We start from the raw sequence: 18,848 nt of genomic DNA on the forward strand, positions 1-18,848 counted from the left end.
TCAAGCACCCAGCGATGTGCGGCCCCACATGCGGTGATACCGCGGCCGGCCAGCTCGCCCCCGGCGAACGGTGTCCGGTCATCCCCCGCGACCGTGAGGAACGCACCCCGGCGACCTACCGAGTTGCCCGACAAGGATCCGGGACGAACCACTAGGTTTTCCTCCGTGGCACACTCCGAGAACTCCGAAGTGACGACGACCTGCGATGAGCCTGGCGGGGACGCGAGCCAGCCGTGGCTGGTACTCGCCCGGGGCTACGAGCAGGCCCGAGCCAAGGAGGATTCGCTGGATCGGCTGGTCGAGTGGCCCGCGCAGCGTGACGTCCTGGGCGACGTCACCTCCCGGTCGGTGCTCGATCTCGGTTGCGGAAACGGCGCGAAGCTCGCTGAACTCGTTCGAGAGGGAGCAACTGCGTCGGTCGGCGTCGACATCAGTGGCAACTTCCTTACTGATCCACCGCCCGGCATGGAACTCGTCCAGGGTGACCTCTCCGACCTGGACTCGGTGCCCGCGCTGACTGGTCGCACCTTCGACCGGATCATGTTCCTGCAGTCCATCGGGTACGCGAATGATCCAGTTCGCACGTTGCAGGCGGCGCGGAGGATGCTGGCCGAAGACGGCTTCATCCTCCTGACCCGCACCCACCCGATCCGGTATGCCGTCGAACGGGCGGAGCAGAACGGGACCACTCTGGGCGAGGAGTACTACTCCAACACGCCTTACGAGTACGTCCACAGCGGATGGAACGACCAGGTCACGCTCACGAAACGCGTGTACACGATCGCTGACCTGGTCAACCTGTTCAGTGCGGCAGGACTGTGGATCGAGGCCGCGGTCGAACCGCAGCTCTCCGAGGAGGCCGGGCGCCGTTACCCGCACAAGCAGGCGTGGATGAACAAGCACCTCGGTATCCTGATCTTCAAGCTTCGACCCCGTCCTGGCGTGTAGGCGAAACCACTACTGGTTCGTGGCGCTCAGACAGATGCGCTTGCGCACCTGGTCATTGATCGTTCTGGGCCGGAGGCAGCCGGTGGCCAACCGCCTGCACAGCAAGTACCGGGTCGACCAACTGAGTCGAGCCACTAGCCTGTTCGGTCATGACATCCGCCCATGCCGGGATCAGAGCCGAGCGGACCGGGGACCACGCAGCGGTACGCCGCCTCCACGCCCTCGCCTTCGGCGATCCGGAACGCGTACCCGCGCTGGTCGAGGCCCTGCGGGCCGCGCCGGGAGCGGTCGATCCCGTCGCGCTCGTCGCGACCCGGCACGACGAGGTCATCGGGCACGTCATGCTCAGCGCCTGCCGCCTGGACGCCCGGCTCCGCCTGGTCGACGTGTTCAGCCTGTCGCCGCTGGGCGTGCACCCGGACCACCAGGGCCGGGGTGTCGGCACCCAGCTGGTCGAGGCGGCCCTCCGGGCGGCCGACGAACGGGGATTCCCCCTGGTCTTCCTGGAGGGGTCGCCCGACTACTACGGCGGGCGCGGCTTCCAGCGGGCCGACCGGTGCGGCTTCCGGTCGCCGTCGCTGCGCATCCCGGCGGCGGCCTTCCAGGTCGCACGGCTGTCGTCGTACGAACCCTGGATGACCGGCACGTTCGTCTACTCCGAGCCCTTCTGGGCGCACGACTGCGTCGGCCTGCGCGACCCGGGGCCCGTCGCGCCGGACGCCGCACAGGGCTGAGCACAGCCGTCGCCCACCGTGCCGCTGCGCGTCGCGGCGGCGCCGCGGCGGGCGACCGCCCGGCCGGGGCGCAGGCTCAGCCCAGACCCGCCAGGGCCGACCGCACCAGCGGGACCAGCTCGTCGACGTCCGCGGCCGCAAGCTCGTCGAGCGCCCCCGCACCGCGGGCCAGCAGCACCCCGACGAAGGCGGCCGCCGCCACCTCGGCCCGCAGCCGGGGCCGGTCCAGCCCCGCACGGGTGAAGCGCTCCTGCAGCGGGGTGACCAGGCGGGCGTGCAGCTGGGCGCGGGCGGCGTCCTGAACCGTCTCGTCGTCATGGGCCAGCACGGCCGTCCGGAAGACGGGTCCGGCGCCGCGCCGGCCCGCGCGGTCGAAGAGGGCACGCAGGCGCTCGGCGTCGAGCAGGTCGGGCGGCGCGGCATCGCCTGTCTCCGCTCGCAGGGCGGCGATGTACAGGCCGCTCTTGTTGCCGAAGTAGCGGGCGATGAGCGCCGCGTCGACCCCTGCTCGTTCCGCGATGTCACGGGTGGTGGTCCGCTCGAAGCCGCGTTCGGCGAAGAGTTCGCCCGCCGCGGTCAGCAGCCGCTCCCGGCTGCGCGCGGAGTCCCGCCTGCGCGGCGGTGTCCCGCCGGTCACCGTACCGCCTCCCGCCGCTCGGTCCCCGGGCCGCCGACGCTCTGCGTACCGGTGCCGGTGCCCGTCACCGGGCCGGCAGTGCGGGACGGCACGGCGTCCGGCACGGGGGCCGCCGTCCGGAGTGCGCGCGGCAGTACCAGGGTCACCAGGATCATCGCGGCCCACACCCCGCAGGACAGCAGGGCCGCCGCCCGGTAGCCCCCGCCCGTGGGCACGGAGGCCCCGGCGGGGGTGTGGGCCTGCAGGACTGTGGCGCTGAGCACACTGCCCGCGGAGTACCCGGCGTAGCGCAGCACCTGGTTGAAACTCATCGCGCTGCCCGTCTCGTGTGCGGGCACCGAACCGGTGATGAGCGCGGGCATCACGGCGAAGAGGCAGCCGACGCCGAATCCCGCGACGCCCATCACCGCGAACAGCTGCCACAGGCGGTCGTGGCCGACCGCGAAGGCCAGCGCGGCGACCAGCGACACCGCACACCCCGACGCCAGGACCAGGGCCGACGAGGTCCGCCGGACCACCAGCGGCGCCACCCGCCCGGCCACGGCACTCGCCGCCGAGAACGGCAGCAGCACCAGTCCGGTGACCACCACCGACGCCCCGAAGCCGTAGCCGGTGTCCCTGGGCGTCTGCACCAGCCGGGTCACCAGGGTCATCAGCAGGTACATCCCCGCTCCGGCCACCAGGGCCGTCACATCGGCGGTCAGTACCGTGCGGTTCCGGGTGAGCCGCAGATCCACCAGCGGGTGCGCCGTCCGCAGCTGCTGGGCGACCCAGGCGCCCAGCAGCAGGAGGGACAGCCCGGCCAGGACCAGCAGCCGTACCGAGGCCCAGCCCCACACCTCCGCCTCGCTCAGCGCCAGCAGCAGCCCGGCGAGCGCAGCCCCAAGCAGCAGCGCACCGGGCATGTCCAGCGGGGCGGCGGTGCGGCGCGGGGCGGGCGGCAGTACCAGGGCGGCGGCCACCAGCGCGAGGGCGCAGACCGCCGCGCCGAACCAGAACCCGGCGTGGAGCCCGAGGGACTGCGCGATCAGGCCGGTGATCGGGTAGCCCAGGCCGACGCCGGCGACGGTGGTGACCGACAGCAGCGCCACCGTGGGGCGCGACCGCTCCGGGGGCAGGGCGTCGCGGGCGGTGGCGATGGCCAGCGGGGTGAGTCCCAGGCCCAGGCCCTGCAGTGCTCGTCCGGTGACCAGGCAGCCGAACCCCAGCGGCAGCGCGGCCAGGACGCTGCCCGCCAGCACCGCCACCAGGGCGCCCAGGATCATCCGGCGGCGGCTCGGGCCGTCGCCCAGGCGTCCCATCACGGGTGTGGCGACCGTGCCCACGAGCAGGGTGACGGTCAGCGACCACTGGGCGTCGCCGGGGGAGACGTGGTCCTGGGCGGCGATGGTCGGCACCAGGGGCGCCCCCAGGCTGCTGATCACGGCGACCAGCATGCCGAGGAACACCAGCACCGGGACCAGGGCGCGCTGTTGCAAGGACTGCGGTCCGGCTGCGGCCGGCGGTTCCATGGCTCTCCTGTGATGTCATCGATTGATGTCATCATATGATGACACGCGTCGGCGCCGCCTCCGCCGCCGGGCGTCCGCCCCACGCCGGACACCACCGGGGACCGGGGCAGCCGGCCGGCTCAGGACGGGCACCCGCCCAGCAGCCGGGCCAGCGGCCCCTGGACCTCCGCCGGATGCAGACCCAGGCGGTCCAGGTCACCGGCGGTCACCCACAGCAGTTCATAGCTGTCCTCCGGGCCGTGGGCCTCGGCCTCGGGACCGGAGAGCACAGCGGTCCCCGTCACGTCGGCCATCAGGAAGTGCGACGCAGGCCGGCCGTTGTGCCGCCCGGTCCACAGCAGCCGGTCGACCCTCGCCCCGAGCGTTGTCTCCTCCCGCAGTTCCCGCAGCGCCGCGGTCCGGGCGCTCTCGCCCTCCTCGACATGGCCGCCGGGCAGGACCGCGTAGTGATGCCCCGGACAGACCGGCCCCGGCCGGCCGCCGTGCGCGCACATCACGCAGGCGGCGGCGGTCCGGTGCCTCAGATACCGCTTGATGACCAGCACTCGCGGCCCGTCGACGACCACCGCGACCGCCCTCGGAGTCGGCATCCCGATGATGGCAGCGGCCCCGCACGGATCGCGACCGCCGGTCGGCGCATCGTCAGGGCGCCTGGCCCGCTCGCCCGGGACCGGCGCGGCAACCCGAGGTGACTCCGTTGTGCGACCGCCGTCCTGACCGCCCGTCAGCCACCGCGCTCCTCTCGCCCCCACGCGGCCCCTCGCCATGGGCCTCGGCCATGGATCACCTCGGGGCGGCCGGTGCCTGATGGGCCCCGGGTGCGGGGGAGAGGCGGGTCAGGCCTGGGTGAGGAGCAGCTTGCCGTGGGGGGCTCCCCGTTCCAGGTGGTTGTGCGCCTCGGCGGCCGAGCCCAGGGGGTAGCAGGTGAGGGGAGGAGGAACCAGCACCCCGTCCGCGAGCAGCCGGCTGATGTGGCGGGTCGCGGCGTGCATCGCGGGGGCGGGCATGGTGAACACCATGACGGTCCTGATGGTCACCCCGCGCCTCATCAGCGGGTAGAACGGCAGGGCGGGCTCGGGGACGGCGTCCGAGGCATAGCTCGCGATGGTGCCCCCGGATGCGATGACCTGCGCGGTGACCGGCAGGTTCGCTCCGAAGGCGACATCCACGACCCGGTCCACGCCGTCCGGGGCGAGAGCCAGGATCCGGGCGGCGACGTCACCCTCCCGGTAGTCCAGGACGTGCTGGGCGCCGGCGTCCCGGGCGGCCCGCTGCTTGGCGGGGGTGCTCGCGGTGGCGATCACCCGGGCTCCGGCATGCCGGGCCAGCTGGACGGCGTAGTGCGAGACCGCTCCGGCGCCGCCGGTGACCAGGACGGTCAGGCCGTCCAGCGGGCCGTCGGCGAAGAGGCTCCGGTGCGCCGTCAGGGCGGGAACACCCAAGGCCGCCCCGGCCTCGAAGGAGATGCCGTCGGGCAGCTCGACCGCCTGCGCGGCCGGCACCACCACGTACTGGGCCGATGTGCCGAACGCGGAGGTGTGGTTGGCGGAGTGCACCCAGACCCGCTGCCCCAGCCGGGCGGCCGGCACCCGGGGGCCGACCCGGTCGATGACGCCCGCGCCGTCGTCGCCGGGGACCACCCGGGGGTGGCGCATGGCACGGCCGCCGGTGCCGGAACGGCGTTTGACATCGGCCGGGTTGATCCCGGTGGCGGCCAGCCGCACCCGCACCTGGCCGGCGGCCGGCTCCGGGTCCGGCAGCTCGCCCACGACCAGGACCTCGTCGGCGGGGCCGTTGCGGTCGTACCACACGGCGCGCATCAGCGGCCCGCCTCGGGGGCGGCGGCGGGCAGGAAGTCCCCGAGAGCCGCGGCGACCTGCTCGGGGCTCTCCAGCGTCTGCATGTGCGGGACGCCGGGCATCTCCTTGTAGACCGCGCCCGCGACACGTCCGGCGAGGGCGCCCATGATCTGCGGAGTGGTGGACGCGTCCAGCTCGCCCGCGAGCACCAGCGTCGGAGCGGGGAAGCCGGCCAGACGCCCCTGGACGTCGAGGTCCTTGAAGGCACGCCAGGCCCCGGCCCAGTCGGCGGGGTCGCCGCGCAGCACGCGCTCGCGGGCGTACCGCACCCCCCAGCCGTTGACGGCCAGTGCCGACGGGGTGAACCAGCGGGTCAGCGACGGGACGACCTGCGCGGCCATGCCGTCCACCTCGCCGGAGCGGGCACGGTCCTCGAAGGCGGCGAAGGCGAAGTCGGTGGTGGCCAGCAGGGACAGTGAGGCGAACCGTTCGGGGTGGGCGACCGCAGCGGTCTGGGCGATCCCGCCGCCGTAGGAGAGGCCGACCACATGGGCCCGCTCAACGCCGAGCGCGTCCAGTACGCCGATCAGGTCCCGCGCGGTGTCGTCCATGGTGAAGGGGGTGGGGGAGCCGGCCGCCGACCCGTGTCCGCGGACGTCGTACGCGAAGACCCGCCGCCCGGCGGCCGCCAGCTGCTCCATGACCGGCTCCCACATGCGCCAGTCCAGCCCGAGGGCGTGGACCAGCAGCACCGCCGGTCCGTGGTCGCCGCGCTGCGCGGCGAGCGTCTCGTGGTCGGCCATGGTGATCCGGTGCAGGCGGGCGGGACGGGCGACGCCCTGGGCGGTCAGTACGTCGTCGATGACACCGAGGGCGTTCAGGGCGCGGGGGAAGCCCGCATAGACCGAGATGTGCTCCGCGAGGGCGAGCAGCTCCGAGGCGGTGACGCCGTTGCGCAGCGCCGCGCCGACGTGGGTCGCCAGCTGCGCCTCGGCGCCGCCCAGCGCCGAGAGGACGGCGACGGTCGCCACCTCGCGGTCGGCGCGGCTGAGCTCGCCGTGCGACAGCGGGCCGGCGAAGGGCCCCGTGAGCATGGTCCGGTACAGCTGCGGGGACCGCAGGCGCAGGTCCGACAGGGCCTCCTCGGGCGGGGTGCCGATCAGGGCGGTGTACTCGCGGGTGCCTCGTTCGCTGGTGTCCATGGACGGAGTCCTCAAGGTCGCTGCGGGCTGGTGCGACCAGTCTCCGACCGCAGGGGATCAGTCGTCCAAGACCTGACCCGGCTGACGGTCAGACGTCCGGGATATGACCGTTCCCCGGGTCCGCCGCCCGGAACACCGGGCTGTCGAGCATCATGCGCAGGAACGCCGAGAGCGCCGGGGTGGGCCGCCGCACGGCCGACCAGGCCAACGCGGGCGTCCACACGGGCTCGGGCTCCAGTACGGCGACCGCGACCGGGGGGCCAGCGGCCTCCGCGACCGAACGCGGCACCACCGCGGCGGCCAGTCCCACGCTGGCCAGCGCCCTCGCCGTGGTGTACTCCCGGCTCTCGAACCGAGGCCGCGGCACGGCGCCGGCCGCCGCCAGCGCGGCCCCGACGATCGCCGCGACTGCCGACTCCGCGGGGTACACGACCAGGTCCTGCCCGTCGAGCGCGCCCACCGGCACCCGCTCCAGGCGCCCCAGCGCGGTGTCGTGCCCCGCGATCAGCACCAGGGGCTCGCTGCTCAGCGGCCGCCACTCCAGCCGCCGTTCACCGGCGTCGGGCGCCGCGGCCAGCGTCGCGGCGTCGATCCGGCCGCTGAGCAGATCCGCGGTCATCTCCCCGGTGTTCTGCTCCCGCAGCTCCACCTCCACCTCGGGATGCGCGCCGCAGTAGACCGCCAGCACCCGGGCCAGCTGCGGCATCAGCCCCCGCGCGGCCCCGAGCCGGACCCGGCCGCGCACGCCGCCGGCCCACCCCAGCATCTCCTCCTCGACGGCCACCATGTCCGAGAGGATCCGCTCGGCGTGCTCCAGCAGGACGGCGCCGGCCGGTGTGAGCTCCACCCGGTGGTTGCTCCGCTCGAAGAGCGCAAGCCCGAGTTGCCGCTCCAGCTTGCGGATCTGCTGGGACAGCGCCGGCTGGGCGATGTGCAGCGCCTGCGCGGCGCGGGTGAAGTGCAGCTCCCGGGCGACCGCCTGGAAGTACTCGAGCTGACGCGAACTGATCACGGCGCATCCTCTCACCGCCCCGCGTACGGGCCCCCCGCTGTGTCCGACGAAGCGTCAGACCTGCGCGCAAGCCAGGGCAACGGGGCGCGGCGTACGGAGCCGACCGCCCGGGCGGCCGGCGCGTGAGGAGGCATCCAGAGCCCTGCCGGTCGCAGTGGAGTGCCGGGCGGCCGGGATGCGTCCCCAGTGCGTCAGCTTCTCGTCCACGGCCGGAGCTTCTCGGGGTTGCGCACCCCCCAGACGCGCTTGATCCGGTCGCCCACGATGTCGAACGCGAACACGGCCACGACGGCGCCCCCCTGCTGGGCGACCAGACCGGGCTGACCGTTGACCGTGCGCTCCAGGACGACGAGGTCGGTCGCCCGGTGCGCGAGGTCGATCATGTAGCGCGCGATCTGCTCGCCGCCCTCGATCGGCCGGAGCTGGGCCTCGACCAGGCCGCCGCCGTCGCCGGTCGCCGTGGCGTCGGGGTCGAGGATGCCGATGAGGGCGTCGATGTCCTTGGCCTCCCACGCGTGTCTGAAGTCCCGGATGAGGGCGGCCCGCCGGGCGGTGGGGGTCGCGGGGGCCTGCGAGGTGCGGACGCGGCGGCGGGCCGAGGAGGCGAGCTGGCGGCAGGCAGCGGGGCTGCGGCCGACGATCTCGGCGACCTCGGCGAAGGAGTAACGGAAGACGTCGTGCAGGACGAACGCGACACGTTCGGCCGGGGTCATCGACTCGAGCACGACGAGGAAGGCCATGCTGACCGACTCGTCGAGGGTGACCCGGTCGGCCGGGTCCGCGGCGGCACCGGCCGGGCGCCCGCTGATCCACTCCGTACGGTCGGGCAGCGGTTCGGGGATCCACTCGCCCACATAGCGCTCCCGCCGGACCCGTGCGGAGGCGAGCAGGTCCAGGCAGATGCGGCCGGCGACCTTCGTCAGCCAGCCGCCGGGGGAGCTGATGGCGCCCTGCTGCTCCGGGGTCATGGCGTACCAGCGGGCGTAGGTCTCCTGGACGACGTCCTCGGCCTCGGCCAGGGAGCCCAGGAGCCGGTAGGCGAGGTTGATCAGCTGACGGCGCTCGCTCATGATCGCGCCCAGGCCTGGCTCGGGCCCGTCGTCTGCTGGCTCCACGTGCGTGCTCATGGTCTGGCCGGCCTCCCTCGGTGTCATCCGTCCTCACCGGTCCGACGAGGCAGCCCGCCGGAATGTGAGGCCCGCCCGCCGCCTCACATTCCGCGGACCTGTGTCGTCGGACCGGTGAGGACGACCAACACCGACGACACAGGAGACCCCCTCGATGAACGTGTTCTTGTGGATCGTGCAGGCGATCCTGGCCACCGCGTTCGCCATGTCCGGCCTGGTGAAGGCAACCCAGCCGAGGGACAGGCTGGTGAGCGTGCTGCCGTGGGTGCAGGACTTCTCAACGGCGACGGTGCGGTTCATCGGCGTGATGGGCCTGCTGGGGGCGATCGGGCTGATCGTACCGGCGGCCACCGGCATCGCACCCGTCCTCACCCCGGCCGCCGCGACCGGGTTGGCCGTGATGATGGTCCTGGCGGCGGTCGTCCACATCCGGCGCAGGGAGCCGTCCGGGGTGGTGGTCAACGCGGTGCTGTTGCTGCTTGCCGGGCTTGTCGCCTGGGGCCGGTTCGGGCCGTACGGCTGGTAGGCGCCCCGGCGGCCGGGGTGCCCGCCGCCGTGCGCGTGGGGGCGGCCCCGGGCCGGCTGCGGGGACTGCGCCGCACCGCTGCCGACCGCCCGTCCGGGCCGGCCGTCGGAGCCGGTTGCCTGCGAACACGTTCGACACTACGGTCCTGCGCTCATGATCCGTAATCCCGTGCTGGCCGGTTCGCACCCCGACCCGTCCCTCCTGCGGGTCGGCAGCGACTTCTACCTGGCGACCTCGACGTTCGAGTGGTATCCCGGCGTGCGACTGCACCACTCCCGGGACCTGGTCCACTGGCGGACGCTGGGCGGGGCGCTGGACAGCGTCCGGCTACTGGACCTCTCCGGTGCTCCGGACTCGGGCGGGGTGTGGGCGCCCAGCCTGAGCCACGCGGACGGCCTCTTCCACCTCGTCTTCAGCAATGTCTCCACCTATGCGGGCGGCTTCACCGACTGCCCCAACCACCTGGTGACCGCACCGTCGATCGAGGGGCCCTGGTCCGACCCGGTGCCGCTGCACGCCCGCGGGTTCGACGCCTCCCTCTTCCACGACGGCGAGGAGAGCTGGCTGGTCAACCTGGTCCACGACTGGCGACCCGGCCACGGCGGATCGGCCGGCCTGGAGGTCACCCGCTACGACCGGGCGGCCCGCCGCCTGGTCGGCGAGCCCCGGCCCGTCCTGCTGCCTCCGCAGGCCGGATGGATCGAGGGGCCCAACCTCTACCGCCGCGGCCCCTGGTACTACCTGCTCACGGCGGACGGCGGCACGGGCTACCGCCACCAGGTCACGGTCTCCCGCTCCCGCTCGCTGACGGGCCCGTACGAGCGCGACCCGCACGGCCCGCTGATCACCGCCCGGGACCACCCCGACCTGCCGCTGCAGAAGGCGGGGCACGGCAGCCTGGCGGAGACACCGGACGGCCAGTGGTACCTGGCGTATCTCGTCGCCCGTCCGCACGGCCGCCACGGTCCCTGCATCCTCGGCCGGGAGACCGCGCTGGCACCCGTCACCTGGGGCCCCGACGACTGGCCGCGCACCCCCACCGGCCTGCCCGAGCCGACCGTCCAGGCCCCCGGGCTGCCCGCTGCGACCGGGCACGGCGGGACCGGGCAGGCGGCGCCCGCGGAGACGGACGACTTCGACCAGCCGGCACTGGGACCCGACTGGTCCACGCTGCGCAGGCCCCCGGCACCCGACTGGCTCTCCCTCACCGCGCGCCCCTCCCATCTGCGGCTGCACGGCGGGCGCTCCCCGCAGAGCACGGCGGGCCAGAGCCTGGTGGCGCGCCGGATCACCGACGGCCGCTGCGCTTTCGAGGCCGCCGTGGAGTACCGCCCGCACGGCTTCCAGCACCTGGCGGGGATCACCGCGTACTACAACAGCCGCAACTGGTACTTCCTGCACATCACCGCCGACGACCGGGGCCGGCCGGTGCTGTGCCTCGCCACCCGCGACCGGGGTGCGCTGACGGTGGACGAGGCAGGCCGTCACCCCCTCCCCGGCAGCGGGCGGCTGCGGCTGGGCCTCGACCTCGACGGCTCCGAACTGCGCTTCCGCCATGACACGGGCGCCGGCTGGCGGCCCATCGGCCCGGTGCTGGACGCGACGGTGCTCTCCGACGAGCACGCCGAGGAGTCCGACGGCGGCGAGATCCGGGCCCTGGGTTTCACCGGGGCGTTCGTCGGCCTGTGGGCCTGGGACCTGGCCGGGGGAGGGCACCCCGCCGACTTCGACCAGGCCACCTATCGCGCGGCGCCCTGAGCCGCGTCCCGCGGCCGCGGGACACCGCGCACCCCGCCCCGCGCCCGCCCCCGGCACCTGGGAACAGGCGCCCGGGCCGGTGGCCGGGACCGCATTCCGTACGCCCCTGGCGCCGCGAACCGAACCATGGGATCGTGCGGTGCCGCAGGTGATCAATGGAGGGCTGGAACGTGGCTCCGATAGGCGTCTTCCTGGTGGTGTTCGCGGCCCTGCCGCTGGTCATCTGGGGGATGACCGTACGGACACGCCAGGTCGGCTGGACGGTCGGCGTGCTGCTGGCCGCCTGTGCGGCGACCCGGTTCGGGCTGGCCGGCGCCCTGTTCGGGGCGACCGTGCACCGGCAGGACCTGGTGGTGCTGGGGACCCTGCTGCCGATACCGCTGATCATCGCCGGCTGGCTGATCGAGCGCCGGACCGCCGGGCCGCGGACGGAGAACCCGCTGGAGAACCGTCAGAGTGCGGGGATCGCGACCCTGGTCCTCTACGCGCTGGTCGTCGGAGCCGCGGCCGGGGTCGGCTACCACCAGGGCGGCGAGGTGTCGGCGCCGTCGAGCGACCAACTGCTGCCGCTGCCCGCGGGGCTGACGGCCGACGGGCGCAAGAGCGTCTGCGACCCGGACACATGCTCCACGGTGCTGGGCGTCGCCGGTTCCGACGGCGCGACGACGGAGCAGATCGTGCAGCGGCTGCGGACGCATCTGGAGTCGGCGCACGGATGGCACCTCGACGCCGCCGGTTCCGCCTGCCGGCGGGCGGGCGGGTTCAGCAACCCCACCCGGCTGTGCGTGACACTCGAACCGATGGGGCGGCTGGTCCTGGTGGGGTTCGACTCCCGCAAGCACTGAGCCGGTCCCCCGGGCACCGCCCCCGCACCCCCGACGCGTCCCTCGCCGGGGCGGGCGCCCCGGGAGGTGCGCCGGGACGGCCTCCCGCGTGCCGATGACGGCCCGTCCGAGCCGTACCGCCGGGTCGTGTGCTGTCCGGAGCATGGCGGCCCCGGACGGCGCACGAGAGGTGCGGGTACGATTCTGCTTTCACGCATGCACCACGGGGATCACATCTGATCAGCTGTCGCCCTGATCAGGGGGAGTGTGGCCATGGGGACAGTGGGTGAACCGGCGCCAGGGCTGCCGGCGAGGTTCGCGCTGCCTGAGCACGCGCATCAGCTCTACCTGCGGATCGTCGACCAGGGCGGTGCCCTTGCGGCGGACCTGGTCGGGCCTGGGGAGGAAGAACCTCTGCGACGGCTGGCCGAACTGAAACTGGTGGTCTACGAGCCCATCGACGCCCGCTGGGTGGCCACCGACCCCCGGCAGCTGCAGGCGTCCTGGGCGATGCAGCTGCACGCCGAGGCCGTGGGAGCGCTCTCACTGGCCTCGGTGGTGCCCGCCCAGGTCGAGGAGCTGGCCGCGCTCTACAGCAGACACAGCCGCCACCGGGCCCCGCAGCGCGACTCGGTGCAGTACGTCCACGGGGTGGGGGCCGTCAGAAGCCGTATCGCCGCGCTGACCGAGACCGTCAGGGAGGAGTTCCTCACCGTCCAGCCCGGCCGGCGCCCACCGAGGTTCCTCGCCCCCGGGCCCACCCAGCGGGAGATCGACCTGGCGCGGGCGGGCGTACAGCGCCGCACCATCTACGAGGCCCGGGTGCGCCGTGAGCCCGCCGTCAGGGAGTACGCACGCACCGTCTCCAGGTCGGGGGTCCAGCTGCGCACCCTGGACGAACCGGTGGGCCGGATGTTCGTCCTGGACCGCCGAACGGCCGTCATCCCGCTGCACGGCAACGACCCCGAGATCGCCGCGTTCATCACCGAGCCCACCGCCGTCGCCTTCCTGGTCTCCTGCTTCGAGCGGGACTGGGCCCGGGCCGACCCCTTCGACGACTTCGAACCGCCCAGGGTCGACCAGCTCTCCGAAGCCCAGCACGCCGTCGTCCGCCTGCTGTCCGAAGGACTGTCCCAGCCCTCGATGGCCAGGCGGCTCGCGCTGAGCGAACGCACCGTCGCCAACCTCGTCGCCGGTATCCGCACCCGGTTCGGAGCCGCCACCCTCTTCCAGCTCGGCCTCGCCATCGGCCGCGAGCAGAGCCGGCAGGGCGAAGCCACACGGGAGGACCCGACCGGATGACCGCCGAGTCACCAGACCACCACCTCGCCACCCCGCCGCGGCTGATGTCCGAGGACGCCGACGCCCTCTACCGGCGGGTCGTGCAGCGCGGGGGACGGTGGCAGCCCACGGACGGGGCCGACGAACCGGCGGCCGAGGAGCTGCGGCGTCTGGGGCTGCTGGCCCGGGACGCCTCCGGCAGCCAGTGGATCGCGACGGATCCCCAGGTCACGGCTGCGCAGCTGACGCTGGGACTGCAGGCCCAGGCGGTGAACCTGCTCGGTCACGCAGCCCGCGTCCCGGACGTCCTGCGGGACCTCTCCGACGCCTACCGGCAGTTGGAGCAGACCGGCCCGCAGAGCCCTGGTGAGGCGACCTCGACGTATGTGGAGGGCGTGGAGAACATCCGGGCCAGGCTGACCCAGCTGGCCGCCGGCTGTGCCCGGGAGGCGGCGACCATGCAGGCCACAGGGCCGCAGCCGTACCTCACCCGCCGGGGGGTGAGGGCCGTGGAGGGCCCGCTGGCGAGGAGCGGGATCGAGCGCCGCGCCCTGTACCAGTCGCACGCCCGGCACGACCCGGGTCACCGCGGCGTCATCAAGGCACTGATCAGGGCCGGGTGTCAGGTCCGCATCCTCGACGAGGCGCTGCCGAGCGTGTACGTCTTCGACCGGACCTGGGTCGTGATCTGCCTTCCCGAGGATCCCCCGGCCGCGCTGGTCACCAGCGACCCCGCGACCGCGGCCTATGTCGCCCGGGTTTTCGACCGGGACTGGGCGCGCGCCGCCCCGTACGAGGAGCCGGTGCCCGAGCCCGGCAGGCTGTCCGCCCAGCAGGAGGCCATCCTGCGGATGCTGGCGGGCGGTGACTCCCAGCCGCAGATCGCCGGGAAGCTCAACCTCAGCGAGCGTACGGTCGCCGGCCATGTCGGGCGCATCCGGGCGCACTACGGAGTCGAGACCATCTTCCAGCTCGCCCTCGCCGTCGGACGGGAGCAGGGCAGACGGGCGTGACGCGTCCCCGCACCGGGCCGCCCGCGCGGTGGCCGGCGGGTGCGGCCTGCCGCTGACCGCGCGCCCCGGGCGGCCCAGGGGCGGTGCGGTGGATTGCCTCCCGTACCGGCAGGGCGGACCGGGCTGCCGCCCCGGAGACAGGCGGCCGCCTCACCCCCTCGGCAAGACGGCCGCTGCGCGGCCGGACTGCGCCGCTGCGACGCGTCCCCAGAGCCCGAGGCTCTTCGCGTCACGGGGTCGATGGTGGTGTGTCCACGACATTCAGCGCAAGCCGGTTGGTCTTCCGGGGGGCTGTCACTGCATGATCCGGGGGATCGAAAAACTGCCGATGGACCGCTGCGCCGGAGCGATCGAACAGGCAGGATAGGCGCGACGGGGGCGAATTGTGAGGGGACGATGGACGTAGAGCCGGGGGCCGAACCCGAGGACGTGCTGTCGCAGGCGGCACGGGATCTGTACATGGAGATCCTCAAGTCACGTGAAAGTGGCCGGATCCGTATGCCCGAGGACTCCCGTGACCCGGCGGTCACGGAGCTCATCAGCCTGGGACTGCTGGAGGAGGACTTCGACCATCTGGGCTGGTTTGTCGCGGTCGATCCCCAGCAGGCCACCGCCAAGAAGGCCGCCACCTTCCACGCCGAGGCGGTGGGTCTGCTGCAGCGTGCGGCGTCCCTGCCCGCCGCCATGCGCGAGGTGACCCTCGCCTACCAGGACGCGCATCCGCCGCAGGCCTCCGTGGCGGGGATCACCCGGGTCCGCGGAGCGGTGCGGATCAACCAGATGCTGGACGGCCTCCTGGACGCCTGCGAGGACCTCATCACCGTGCAGCCCGGCGGCGCCCGGCCGGGCCCCGTGCTGAAGCGGGTGGTCAACCGTGACCTGGCGGTGCTGGAACGCGGCGGAATGATCAGGACCATCTACCAGCCGACCGCCCGTTACGACCCGGCCACCCTCTCCTACGTCAGGGAGATCACCGCGGCCGGCGGCCAGGTGCGGACCCTGGACGAGTCGTTCCCCCGGCTCATCGTGGCGGACGGCCACACCGCGGTGATACCGGTGGCCGGTGACACCGGCCAGGCGGCGTTCATCCGCGAGGAGGCCGTGATCGCCTATCTGCTGGCCGGTTTCGAGCGGCAGTGGAGTCTGGCGCTGCCCTTCACCGGCGAACGCGAGGTCCCGGTCGAGGTCACCGACGCCCTGAAGCGCCGGATCCTGCAGATGCTCCTCGCCGGCAAGCAGCACGCCCAGATCGCACGGGAGCTGAGCCTGAGCGTACGCACCGCGGCCCGGTACCTGGCCGAACTCCGGTCGGAGTTCGGCGTGGAGAGCCTCTACCAGCTCGGCTATGCGGTCCGTGCCGCACAGGGCGACCTGCAGCTCACCATCGTGCGCATGGTCCTGGCCGGGGACGAACAGCCCGATATCGCCCGGGCTCTGGGACTGGACATGCAGGCCCTGGAACAGCACCTGGACGAGCTTCGCAGGGTGATCGGTACGGACACCCTGCCGCAGCTCGGCGGCGACGGCGGAGCGGGAGGCGGCGCGGCCGCGGTCCCGCGGTGAGCCGGGCGGAGGCACGCCGCAGGGGCCGCAGCCGTGGTGCGGCTGCGGCCCCTGCGGAGTAGCACTGATCAGTGCGTGCCGCTGCTGGTGCTCCTGATCGTGGTGTCGATCGGCTGGATGTTGCTGTTCCAGCCGCTGTCCGCCGACACCACGACGTGGCTGCCGGGCCCAGGGTTGTTCCATCCGCTGTCGGCGGGGCCCTGCGCCGAGCCGACAACGGCAGCCGCCGCAAGACCTATGACGCCCAGAGCCAGCAGGACCTTGGGTGCGCGCATGTGCCGCTCCTATCGAACCGGGCCGCGCGGGACGGGATCTGATGATGCGCTCGGCCGTTAGAGCACATCATGACGGATGACCGCCGTTGAGCACAGCAGGGGGGTCCAGGAATATCCCTGTTGAATGCATCCGGCAGGGTTAGCCTGCGCGTCTTCCGGCCAAGGCGGTGCCCGCGGGGTAGTCGGGGTCCGCGGCGGGGGAGGATGTGCGGTTGCCGGCATCCGGGGGCGGCAGAGTGGCGAGGCGGCGCGGAACGGCGGCATCGGGCTGCGGAATGCGGCCCGGCTCCCGGTTTCCGCGGCGGCGGGCGCCGATATGCACCCCCGGGCTCGATTTCCGCCCCTGCCCCCGCGGCCTCGCCGCCCCGCCGCCGGGTCCTGCCGCCGCGCTGCTGCCCGGTGCTGCCACGGCGCTGCCGGCGGGTGGCGCGGATCGTCTCCGCCGCCGGGTGAGGACAGCGGCGCGCAGACGCCCGATGTTCCTGTCCGGTGCGTCAATCGCTACCCGGAGCGGTACTTGATGTCCCATGGGCCTCAAAAAATAAGGGCTTGGCCGCCGTGATGCAGGAAAGCCCGAAACGCGACATGCTCACATCACAGCTTGCGCCTCGGCGTCAGGGACCCCGACGTGGCGCAACCACTCTTCGTGCGCGGACGGTCGCCTTGCCGGATCATGGGACGACCCCTTATCGCGGTGCCGCCCGCCCAGTTGCTGAGCATCGCCAACCGCCCCTTTCGCCGCCGCTCCACGGAAACTCGACCCGCCGCGCCGAGCCCGTCGCGACGGCATCCGCAGGCCGCGCGCTCCGTCACCGCCCGAGGAGCGCCGGACGGCCCGGCCACCTACCACGGCAGCGCCGGAACCCGGCCACGTTCACCGCACGGACACAGAGGACCTGACGGAACCCAGTCAATTTCGTGCACGGCACAGGAATGACTCCCCATGGGTCTCCCCCTTGGAGAGCCGACGCCGTACCGTCCATCCCGGGGGCGATGCCGGGCGCTCCCTGCCTGCACGGGTGACTCACTACAGGCTGGGCATCGTCTTCACACCACCAGGAGTGGCCTGTGTCAGACTCCGCGATCATCGAGGGCTTCCTGACTCCTGAGCCTCCGTCCTCCGGGGCCGGACAGGACCCCCACGAGGTTGCCGCAGCCGCGCTGCAGGCGGCGGAGACCGCCCATCGTGCCTGGGTCGCGGCGCCCGACGATCAGCGGGAGCACCTCGGTAGGGTCTATCAGGACGCCCACTACGCGGTACAGGCGGCCATCCTGGGACTGTCGGCGACCATCATCCAGCAGCTCGTGGAACCCCCGCCCTGGTGACGGCCGAGCGCCCCCTGCCGCAGGCCCCCGCCGAGGACCGTCAGGTGTTCCGCACCCGCGCAGCCGGCCAGGACCCCGCCGCGGTGGCCCCTCGCAGGCCGGGGACCGCCGGCGGTCAGCCGATCGCCCGGGTGGCGTCCTCGGTCGCGGACGGCACCCGCAGAGCCAGCAGCGCCGTGTCGTCCTCGCTCCCGGCCGGTCTCACCTGGTCCAGCAGCTCGTCGCAGAACTCGTCCAGCGGGGCCCGGGCCAGCCCGGCGGCGCACCGCGCCAGCCGGGCGAACGCGTCGGTCAGCGACTCGCCGGGGGACTCGACCAGACCGTCGGTGTACAGCAGCAGCGTCGAACCAGGAGGCAGTTCGGCCTCGGCGTCACTGCGGACGTAGCGGGCCCCCGTGCCCAGCAACAGGCCCGAGCCGGCCTCCAGGAAGCAGGCCCGCTGCTCCGAACAGACCAGCAGCGGCGGCGGATGCCCGGCGTTGGTCCACTTCAGCCGCCGCGGTCCGCCGGGCCGGCCGCTCACCCGGGCCAGCACCAGCGTGGCCAGGAAGTCGTCGGTGAGGTGGGGCAGCGCCTCCTCCAGCCGGTCCACGACCAGGCTCGGCGAGTCCTCCACCGCCCAGGCGAAGGCCCGCAGCATATTGCGGGCCTGCGACATCCGCGCCGCCGCCTGCAGGTCGTGGCCGGCCACGTCCCCGACGGCCAGCATCGTCGACCCGTCGCGGACCGGGAAGGCGTCGTACCAGTCGCCGCCCACCTGCGACCCGTAGGGCGCGGGCAGATAGCGGACCGCCGCCTGCATCCCCGCCATCACCGGCAGCGGCGGCAGCAGATGGCGCTGCATGGTCTCGGACACCCGCCGCTGCCGCTCGTACAACTGGGCGTTGTCCACGGCGAGCCCCGCCCGGCGGGCGATGTCGTCGACGAGGGACAGATCGTCGGACCCGAAGGCCGGCCGGGGTCCGCTCCTGGCCACGGTGAGCGCGCCGAGCACCCCGCGGGGGCCGCGCAGCGGGGCGATGACGGCCGAACTCATGCCGGTGGCACGGAAGAGGTCACGCTGGACGACGGCGAGCAGGTTGTCCGGCGGCACCTGGTAGTCATGCGGCCGGACCAGCGTGGGGGGACCGCCGCGCAGTACCCGCGACAGCGGCATGGCGGACTCCTCGGACACCGGGGGCATGGGCCCCTCGAACTGCGCCATGTTCACATAGCGGCCGCCGACGTAGTGGACCACCGCCACCCGCTGCAGCTCCGCGCCGTTCGTCAGCAGGTCGACCACGGCCCAGTCGGCGAGGCGGGGCACCACCAG

Annotated in this window: 18 protein-coding genes; 9 read left to right on the plus strand and 9 right to left on the minus strand. The window is 73.4% G+C overall.

The window, feature by feature from the left end; all coding sequences use genetic code 11:
- Positions 1-165: 165 nt before the first annotated feature.
- Entirely contained in the window at positions 166-948 is a 783-nt protein-coding gene (locus tag AOK09_RS02320; RefSeq protein ID WP_055585393.1) for a class I SAM-dependent methyltransferase, read from the plus strand.
- A 149-nt stretch (positions 949-1,097) separates the two neighbouring features.
- Positions 1,098-1,682: a GNAT family N-acetyltransferase gene (locus tag AOK09_RS02325; protein ID WP_055585394.1), complete on the plus strand. Its 585-nt coding sequence runs from the start codon at positions 1,098-1,100 to the stop codon at positions 1,680-1,682.
- Between the two features lie 76 nt (positions 1,683-1,758).
- Here AOK09_RS02325 and AOK09_RS02330 read toward each other — a convergent pair whose 3' ends face one another.
- The 7 genes from AOK09_RS02330 to sigJ form a co-directional block, all read right to left on the minus strand.
- Positions 1,759-2,319, minus strand: a complete 561-nt coding sequence (locus tag AOK09_RS02330) for a TetR/AcrR family transcriptional regulator (RefSeq protein WP_175609252.1) — start codon at positions 2,317-2,319, stop codon at positions 1,759-1,761.
- On the minus strand, positions 2,316-3,830 hold the full coding sequence (locus tag AOK09_RS02335) for an MFS transporter (RefSeq protein ID WP_079062662.1): 1,515 nt from the start codon (positions 3,828-3,830) through the stop codon (positions 2,316-2,318). The genes AOK09_RS02330 and AOK09_RS02335 overlap by 4 nt, the downstream gene beginning before the upstream one ends.
- A 119-nt stretch (positions 3,831-3,949) precedes the next feature.
- Entirely contained in the window at positions 3,950-4,420 is a 471-nt protein-coding gene (locus AOK09_RS02340; protein ID WP_055585395.1) for an NUDIX domain-containing protein, read from the minus strand.
- Between the two features lie 246 nt (positions 4,421-4,666).
- Positions 4,667-5,650: an NADPH:quinone reductase gene (locus AOK09_RS02345; protein WP_055585396.1), complete on the minus strand. Its 984-nt coding sequence runs from the start codon at positions 5,648-5,650 to the stop codon at positions 4,667-4,669.
- Entirely contained in the window at positions 5,650-6,831 is a 1,182-nt protein-coding gene (locus AOK09_RS02350) for an alpha/beta fold hydrolase (RefSeq protein WP_055585397.1), read from the minus strand. Before AOK09_RS02350 ends, AOK09_RS02345 begins: the two co-directional genes overlap by 1 nt.
- Positions 6,832-6,919: 88 nt before the next feature.
- Positions 6,920-7,843, minus strand: a complete 924-nt coding sequence (locus tag AOK09_RS02355; RefSeq protein ID WP_055585398.1) for a LysR family transcriptional regulator — start codon at positions 7,841-7,843, stop codon at positions 6,920-6,922.
- A 191-nt stretch (positions 7,844-8,034) separates the two neighbouring features.
- Complete coding sequence (sigJ, locus tag AOK09_RS02360) at positions 8,035-8,970, minus strand: RNA polymerase sigma factor SigJ (RefSeq protein WP_055585399.1); 936 nt, start codon at positions 8,968-8,970, stop codon at positions 8,035-8,037.
- A gap of 154 nt (positions 8,971-9,124) precedes the next feature.
- Between sigJ and AOK09_RS02365 the strand changes: the two genes are divergently transcribed.
- The 6 genes from AOK09_RS02365 to AOK09_RS02390 all read left to right on the plus strand — a co-directional run bounded on the left by AOK09_RS02365 (position 9,125) and on the right by AOK09_RS02390 (position 15,935).
- Positions 9,125-9,496, plus strand: coding sequence for a DoxX family protein (locus AOK09_RS02365; RefSeq protein ID WP_055585400.1), 372 nt, complete (start codon positions 9,125-9,127; stop codon positions 9,494-9,496).
- A 153-nt stretch (positions 9,497-9,649) separates the two neighbouring features.
- A complete protein-coding gene (locus tag AOK09_RS02370) occupies positions 9,650-11,254 on the plus strand; it encodes a family 43 glycosylhydrolase (RefSeq protein ID WP_055585401.1) in 1,605 nt (534 codons plus the stop codon).
- Between the two features lie 170 nt (positions 11,255-11,424).
- On the plus strand, positions 11,425-12,099 hold the full coding sequence (locus tag AOK09_RS02375) for a hypothetical protein (RefSeq protein ID WP_157875774.1): 675 nt from the start codon (positions 11,425-11,427) through the stop codon (positions 12,097-12,099).
- 252 nt (positions 12,100-12,351) lie between these two features.
- Positions 12,352-13,380, plus strand: a complete 1,029-nt coding sequence (locus AOK09_RS02380) for a helix-turn-helix domain-containing protein (protein ID WP_055585403.1) — start codon at positions 12,352-12,354, stop codon at positions 13,378-13,380.
- A complete protein-coding gene (locus AOK09_RS02385) occupies positions 13,377-14,372 on the plus strand; it encodes a helix-turn-helix transcriptional regulator (RefSeq protein WP_055585404.1) in 996 nt (331 codons plus the stop codon). The genes AOK09_RS02380 and AOK09_RS02385 overlap by 4 nt, the downstream gene beginning before the upstream one ends.
- Positions 14,373-14,768: 396 nt before the next feature.
- Positions 14,769-15,935 (plus strand): LuxR C-terminal-related transcriptional regulator, encoded by a 1,167-nt coding sequence (locus tag AOK09_RS02390; RefSeq protein ID WP_055585405.1) that lies wholly within the window; start codon positions 14,769-14,771, stop codon positions 15,933-15,935.
- A gap of 68 nt (positions 15,936-16,003) precedes the next feature.
- Here AOK09_RS02390 and AOK09_RS02395 read toward each other — a convergent pair whose 3' ends face one another.
- Positions 16,004-16,210 carry a hypothetical protein gene (locus tag AOK09_RS02395; RefSeq protein WP_055585406.1) on the minus strand — a complete coding sequence of 69 codons (207 nt, stop codon included), beginning with the start codon at positions 16,208-16,210 and terminating at the stop codon, positions 16,004-16,006.
- Between the two features lie 1,068 nt (positions 16,211-17,278).
- Between AOK09_RS02395 and AOK09_RS02400 the strand changes: the two genes are divergently transcribed.
- Entirely contained in the window at positions 17,279-17,536 is a 258-nt protein-coding gene (locus AOK09_RS02400; RefSeq protein WP_055585407.1) for a hypothetical protein, read from the plus strand.
- Between the two features lie 115 nt (positions 17,537-17,651).
- Here AOK09_RS02400 and AOK09_RS02405 read toward each other — a convergent pair.
- Positions 17,652-18,848: PP2C family protein-serine/threonine phosphatase (locus AOK09_RS02405; protein WP_157875775.1), on the minus strand; the 1,197-nt coding region annotated here is incomplete at its 5' end.

The sequence above is a fragment of the Peterkaempfera griseoplana genome (genome assembly GCF_001418575.1).
In the GTDB taxonomy this organism is placed as follows: Bacteria; Actinomycetota; Actinomycetes; order Streptomycetales; family Streptomycetaceae; genus Peterkaempfera; species Peterkaempfera griseoplana.

Coding starts and splice junctions, on each gene's coding strand:
- AOK09_RS02325 (WP_055585394.1), top strand. CDS start 1,098: ATGACATCCGCCCATGCCGGGATCAGAGCCGAGCGGACCGGGGACCAC.
- AOK09_RS02335 (WP_079062662.1), bottom strand. CDS start 3,830: ATGGAACCGCCGGCCGCAGCCGGACCGCAGTCCTTGCAACAGCGCGCC.
- AOK09_RS02340 (WP_055585395.1), bottom strand. CDS start 4,420: ATGCCGACTCCGAGGGCGGTCGCGGTGGTCGTCGACGGGCCGCGAGTG.
- AOK09_RS02345 (WP_055585396.1), bottom strand. CDS start 5,650: ATGCGCGCCGTGTGGTACGACCGCAACGGCCCCGCCGACGAGGTCCTG.
- AOK09_RS02350 (WP_055585397.1), bottom strand. CDS start 6,831: ATGGACACCAGCGAACGAGGCACCCGCGAGTACACCGCCCTGATCGGC.
- sigJ (WP_055585399.1), bottom strand. CDS start 8,970: ATGAGCACGCACGTGGAGCCAGCAGACGACGGGCCCGAGCCAGGCCTG.
- AOK09_RS02365 (WP_055585400.1), top strand. CDS start 9,125: ATGAACGTGTTCTTGTGGATCGTGCAGGCGATCCTGGCCACCGCGTTC.
- AOK09_RS02370 (WP_055585401.1), top strand. CDS start 9,650: ATGATCCGTAATCCCGTGCTGGCCGGTTCGCACCCCGACCCGTCCCTC.
- AOK09_RS02380 (WP_055585403.1), top strand. CDS start 12,352: ATGGGGACAGTGGGTGAACCGGCGCCAGGGCTGCCGGCGAGGTTCGCG.
- AOK09_RS02385 (WP_055585404.1), top strand. CDS start 13,377: ATGACCGCCGAGTCACCAGACCACCACCTCGCCACCCCGCCGCGGCTG.
- AOK09_RS02390 (WP_055585405.1), top strand. CDS start 14,769: ATGGACGTAGAGCCGGGGGCCGAACCCGAGGACGTGCTGTCGCAGGCG.
- AOK09_RS02395 (WP_055585406.1), bottom strand. CDS start 16,210: ATGCGCGCACCCAAGGTCCTGCTGGCTCTGGGCGTCATAGGTCTTGCG.